Source organism: Leisingera sp. F5, assembly GCF_001593695.1.
The window spans coordinates 1-1,510 of record NZ_LUKH01000890.1 but is presented as its reverse complement, the minus strand read 5'-3'; the positions used below and the strand labels follow the sequence as shown (position 1 = coordinate 1,510).

Here is a 1,510-nt window from a genome sequence, read left to right as displayed (position 1 = left end):
ACTTCGCGCATGGTGATGTCATGTGTCATCAGCTTGGCAGTGGGCACTTCAACGATTGTCTCAGGTGCAGCCACGCCGCGGATAGTGGTCCGGGTGACGCCCGCCTCAAACAACCGGATCACCAGCTCATCCGCAAACAGACCCAGCTGCCCGGCGGCCACCGGGCCAGAGATCACAACGTCGGTCACCCGGTCGCGCCAGGCGCCGCGGCGCACTTCCGGTTCCTCCGCCTCCTCCGGCAAAGTGGTGATACCATCGACCGCCGCCTGCACATCATCCGTCGCCTGCCCCATGTCCGAGCCCGGCTCAAACTCCAGCGTCAGAGTTGCCCGCCCCTCGCGCGAGGTTGATGATGTCTCCTCCACCCCGTCCACCGCCAGCAGCGCAGGTTCCAGAACCTGCACGATGGCACTGTCCACATCCTCGGGGCCTGCGCCCTCCCATTCGACCGTGACCGTGACGCGCTCGACAATCACATCCGGGAAGAACTGCGCCCGCATGTTGGGCATCGCTGCCGCGCCCAGCACCAGCATGATCACCAGCAGAAGGTTCGCGGCGGTGCGGTGGCGGGTGAAATAACTGAACAGCCCGCGGGCCGGCCGGGGGAGCTTACGGACCATGACGCTCAGCCTCCGATCCGGGATTCGATCCGGTTGACCAATTGCGCGGGCACCCGCGCCTCAGCCAGCTGCTGCAGCATCTGCTCCTTCAATCCGGACGGCATCACACTGCTGCCCTCGACAAAAGCAACCAGCCGTGCCCGTCGCTCATCGCTCAGCTCAATCAGTTCTTGCAGGGCCTGCGCTGCGGCGCCCCGGCGCAGCGGGCGCACCTTGATGCCCGCGCCCAGCAGCGGCGTGCGGCCAGTGACGATCTCTCGCCCCTCCAGCCCCGAACCGCGGATCAGAACGTCATCGCCCTGACGGCGCACCAGTTCAACTGGCAACGCCTCCAGCCTGTCCTCAGGGCCCAGCACCAGGACAGAGCCATCCGTGCCCAGCGCCGAACCCGGGACACGGGCCACGGCCCTGACTTCCGGCTCGGTTACCTTGACGGTGACAAAATCGCCAGGTTCGAACCCCGGCGCGGCCTCCAGCCGGGCATAGATCAGCCGTCCCGTCTGACCATCGCCAGCCGCCCCGCTGGCACGGGAGATCTGCCCGGCGGCACTCAGATCCGCGCCGGCCGCATCGAGCGAGACCCGCACCGGCGCACGCAGCAGACGGCCCTCGGCGTCCAACAGCCGGGCGTATTGCGCGGTGGACACCCGGAACGCCGCCTCCAGAAGATCCGGGTCAACCAGATCCGCCAGTTTTTCGTTGGTCGAGACCAGCCGCCCCTGCACCAGGCTCACTGCCTGCAAGGTCCCGTCAAAACCCGCCATGATCGTGGTATCGTCCAGCTCACGCCGCGCTTCGTCCAATGCGATTTGCGCCCTGGCCACGCGGGTGGCAGCCTGATCCACGCGTGCCTCGGCCTGGCTTACGGCCTGGCGGCGCGAGATCACCGC

General features: G+C 67.2%; 2 protein-coding genes. Both read right to left on the bottom strand.

Annotated features, from left to right (window positions below):
• Positions 1–620 (bottom strand): efflux RND transporter permease subunit (locus A2I95_RS37140; RefSeq protein ID WP_291737479.1); only part of this gene is annotated, 620 nt, incomplete at its 3' end.
• A gap of 5 nt (positions 621–625) precedes the next feature.
• Positions 626–1,510: efflux RND transporter periplasmic adaptor subunit (locus A2I95_RS37135; protein ID WP_291737478.1), on the bottom strand; the 885-nt coding region annotated here is incomplete at its 5' end.